Below are 4,024 nucleotides of genomic sequence, written 5' to 3'. Positions count from 1 at the left end.
GATGCGACGAACACCCCCGCCCTCTACCCCGTGGCGGCCGCCTACGAACTGTTGCACACGGCACTCGTCGTGCACGACGACGTCATCGATCGCGACACGGTGCGCCGCGGCATCCCGAACATCTCCGGAGAGTTCCGCACCCGCGCGAGCGACCACGGCGCCGACGCCCGTGGGTCTGCGCTGCTCGGCGACACCGCGGGCATCCTCGCGGGCGACCTGCTGCTGCACGCAGCGCAGCGCACGATCGCGCTCGCCGAGGTCGACGATCCCACCCGCCGCCGCCTCCTCGATCACCTCGACGATGCGGTCGTCGTCTCGGCGGCCGGCGAGCTCGCCGACGTCGAGCACGCGATCCTCGACGGGGCACCCGATGCCATCCTGGCGGCGACGCACGACAAGACCGCGGTCTACTCCTTCTGCGCTCCCCTGCGCGCCGGCGCCGCACTCGCGGACGCAGACGCCGAGTCGGACGCCGTGCTGCGGAATTTCGGCGCGCGCCTGGGGCTCGCCTATCAGCTCGTCGACGACCTGATCGGTGCCTTCGGCTCCGATTTCCAAGCGGGCAGGCCCGAAGGCGCCGACCTTCGCGGAGCCAAGAAGACCCCGCTGATCGCGTTCGCGCGCGACACGGGGTCGTGGGCGGACGTCGAGGGCGCCCTCGCCGTGGCACACACCGGCCCGGTCGCCCTGCGACGCGCCCAGGCGGCGCTGGAGAGCAGCGGCGCGCGCCGGCGGCTGCAGGAGATGATCCACGAGACGATCGGCGAGGCCCGGGCGATCATCGAGGCGGCGAACCTCCCCGAGCAGGCCCGGCGGATGCTGCGGCAGCTCGCGAGCGCGGTCGAGGGACGCATCCCGTGAGACCGGAAGCGACCGGCATCGAACTGTATGACCGCACCGCCGACGCCGCATCGAACGAGGTCATCCGGGCCTACTCGACGTCGTTCGGCATCGCGTCGCGCCTGCTCGGCCGGCGCGTGCGCCCGCATGTGCGCAACATCTACGCGCTCGTCCGGGTCGCCGACGAGATCGTCGACGGGCCGGGCGAGGAGGCGGGGATGTCGACCGCCGAAGCGCGGGCGGTGCTCGATGCGCTCGAGACCGAGACGCTTGCGGCTGTCGATCGCGGGTTCAGCGCCAACCTCATCGTGCACGCCTTCGCGCGCACGGCGCGGCTCTCGGGCTTCGCTGCCGACCTGATAGGTCCGTTCTTCGCATCGATGCGCACCGACCTGACCGTGAGATCGCACGACGCCGTGTCACACGATGAGTACGTGTACGGCTCCGCCGAGGTGGTCGGGCTCATGTGCCTGCGCGCGTTCGTCGGCGTCGATCGCCCGCGTGCCCCGCAGCCCTCCCCCGCGCTGGTGGAGGGTGCCCGCCGCCTCGGTGCCGCGTTCCAGGACGTCAACTTCCTGCGCGACCGCCGGCACGACGCCGGCGCCCTCGGTCGCGACTACCTGGGTATCGGCGGTCGGTCGACCACCCGGACCGACGTGCTCGACCGCATCGACGCCGACCTCGCGGCCGCGGCCGCGGTGATCCCTCAGCTTCCGAAGGACTGCCGCCGGGCCGTGACCGCCGCGCACGATCTCTTCGCCGAGCTGTCGGCGCGGCTGCGCCGCAACGACACCGGAGGTCGTGTGCGCGTGCCCGACCCCGTCAAGCTCGCCCTCGCTGCCCGCGCCCTCGCCGGCCGGGCGCCTGGCGCGCGTCAGCAAGCCGGGGGTGTGGGGCGGAGCCCCATCGAGGAAACCCGCGCATGAGCCGCGCCATCGTCATCGGCGCCGGGATCGCCGGGCTGGCCACCGCCGCCCTCCTCGCCCACGAGGGGCACGCCGTCGACCTGCTCGAGGCGCGCGCCGACCTCGGCGGTCGCGCCGGGACGTGGGAGAGCGGCGGCTTCCGGTGGGACACCGGCCCCAGCTGGTACCTGATGCCCGAGGTGTTCGACCACTTCTTCCGGTTGCTCGGCACGACCGCCGACGCCGAGCTCGACCTCGTCCCCCTCGTGCCCGCGTACCGCGTCTACACGGAGGGCGACCCCCAGCCGCTCGAGATCGTGTCGGGCCGCGCCGAGGCCGAGGCGCTCTTCGAATCCATCGAACCCGGGGCTGGCGCGAAACTCGACGCCTATCTCGACTCCGCGGGCGACGCGTACGACCTCGCCGTCACCCGCTTCCTCTACGACTCGTACGAGAGCACGGCCGGGCTCCGCAGCCGCGAGATGCTGAAGCGGATGCCGCAGCTCGCACCGCTGCTCACCCGGTCTCTCGCGAGCCACATCGAGAAGCGGTTCGCCGATCCGCGCCTTCGCCAGGTGCTCGGCTACCCTGCAGTCTTCCTCGGCGGCTCTCCGTTCCGCGTGCCGAGCCTCTACCACCTGATGAGCCACCCCGACCTCGAGCAGGGCGTGCTCTACCCCCGCGGCGGCTTCACGACGATCGTCGATGCCATCGCACGCCTCGCCGTCCGGCGCGGGGTCCGCATCCACACCGGTGTCGCCGTCGCGGAGATCCTGACCGACGGCGCGATCCCCCGCACCGCCCGGGCGACCGGCGTCCGGCTCGCCGACGGGCGCACACTCGAAGGCGACCTCGTCGTCTCGGCGGCCGACCTCCACCACACCGAGACCGCCATGCTTCCGCGGGCGCTGCAGTCCTACCCCGACCAGTGGTGGGCCACGCGCGAGCCGAGTCCCGGCGCCCTCCTGCTGCTGCTCGGCGTCGAGGGAGCGCTGCCCCAGCTGGCGCACCACACGCTTCTGTTCGCGCGGGACTGGCGCGCGAACTTCGACGACATCTTCGGCGCCCGCCCGCGCGTGCCCGACCCCGCCTCGATCTACGTCTGCCGCCCGAGCGCGACGGATGCGAGCGTGGCGCCCGCGGGCCACGAGAACCTCTTCGTTCTGGTGCCGGTTCCCGCCGACACCACCCTGGGCCACGGCGGGGTCGGCGGCGAGGGCTCCGCCGCCGTCGAGTCTGCCGCCGATCGCGTGATCGCGCAGCTCGCCGAGTGGTGCGGCATTCCGGATCTGGCGGCCCGCATCATCGAGCGACGCACGATCGCACCGGCGGATTTCCAGTCCGACCTGCACGCGTGGCGCGGCAACGCCCTGGGCCTCGCGCACACCCTGAGGCAGAGCGCCGTGTTCCGGCCCCGCAACGTGTCGAAGAAGGTCGACGGGCTCTACTACGCCGGCTCGTCCGCGCTGCCCGGCATCGGGCTGCCGATGTGCCTGATCAGCGCGGAGCTCGTCGTGAAGCGCCTGCGCGGTGACCGCACGGCGGGCCCGCTCGCCGAGCACGTACCCTTGGGCGTGTGATGCGGGGCCAGAATCAGTGATGCGGGGCCTGAACCAGTGATGTGGGGTCTGAACCAGTGATGCGCGGTCTGAAGCAGTGATGCGCGGCCTGTACCTGCTCGCGATCGTCGTCTCCCTCACCGGAATCACGATGCTCGACTGGCGCTTCCGCCTGGCGCTGTTCGCCGCCCCCGCGCGCACCATCGCGGCCGTGGCGATCGGCACCGCGTTCTTCCTCGTGTGGGATGCCGTCGGCATCGCGACCGGCGTGTTCGTGAAGGGCGACAGCCCGGCGTTCGTCGGCATCCTGCTCGCACCCGAGCTCCCTATCGAGGAGCCGGTGTTCCTCGCCTTTTTCTCCTACCTCGCGATCGTCGTGTGGGTGGCGGTGCAGCGGATGCTGGCGCGGCGGCGCGACCGGGCGACCACGGGGACGACGTGACCTACCCGCTCATCACCCTGCCGTTCCTGGTGGTGACGGCGCTCGTGGCCCTCGCCACCCTGCGCCGCCCCGGGTTCGCGCGCCGCATGGCGGCGTCGGGCATCACCGCGGGGGCGCTGGCGGTGCTCACGGCCGTCTTCGACAACGTCATGATCGCCGCCGGCCTCTTCACCTACCCCGAACAGCACGTGAGCGGTCTCAGGATCGGGCTCGCCCCAATCGAGGACTTCGCCTACGCCCTGTGCGCGGCGTTCCTCGTGCCGGCGGTCTTCACCCTG

5 protein-coding genes are annotated in these 4,024 nt (G+C 72.3%); all 5 read left to right on the top strand.

Annotated elements, in window-relative coordinates; genetic code table 11:
* On the top strand, positions 1-861 hold an 861-nt coding region (locus VNT50_RS05805), incomplete at its 5' end, for a polyprenyl synthetase family protein (protein WP_325484154.1).
* The gene (locus tag VNT50_RS05800; protein ID WP_325484153.1) at positions 858-1,766 is read left to right on the top strand and encodes a phytoene/squalene synthase family protein; all 909 of its coding nucleotides are present in this window, start codon (positions 858-860) and stop codon (positions 1,764-1,766) included. The genes VNT50_RS05805 and VNT50_RS05800, both read left to right, overlap by 4 nt.
* Positions 1,763-3,325 (top strand): phytoene desaturase family protein, encoded by a 1,563-nt coding sequence (gene crtI / locus VNT50_RS05795; protein WP_325484152.1) that lies wholly within the window; start codon positions 1,763-1,765, stop codon positions 3,323-3,325. The genes VNT50_RS05800 and crtI overlap by 4 nt, the downstream gene beginning before the upstream one ends.
* 79 nt (positions 3,326-3,404) lie before the next feature.
* Entirely contained in the window at positions 3,405-3,746 is a 342-nt protein-coding gene (locus VNT50_RS05790) for a lycopene cyclase domain-containing protein (protein ID WP_325484151.1), read from the top strand.
* Positions 3,743-4,024 (top strand): lycopene cyclase domain-containing protein (locus tag VNT50_RS05785; protein WP_325484150.1); only part of this gene is annotated, 282 nt, incomplete at its 3' end. The genes VNT50_RS05790 and VNT50_RS05785, both read left to right, overlap by 4 nt.

This window comes from Microbacterium sp., from assembly GCF_035554235.1.
In the GTDB taxonomy this organism is placed as follows: domain Bacteria; phylum Actinomycetota; class Actinomycetes; order Actinomycetales; family Microbacteriaceae; genus Microbacterium.
Note: the sequence above shows the minus strand (reverse complement) of the source record. Positions and strands in the feature narration are given on the sequence as shown.

What these genes read in the sequence shown, in the direction of transcription:
- crtI (WP_325484152.1), top strand. Translation starts at nt 1,763, where the DNA reads ATGAGCCGCGCCATCGTCATCGGCGCCGGGATCGCCGGGCTGGCCACC.
- VNT50_RS05790 (WP_325484151.1), top strand. Translation starts at nt 3,405, where the DNA reads ATGCGCGGCCTGTACCTGCTCGCGATCGTCGTCTCCCTCACCGGAATC.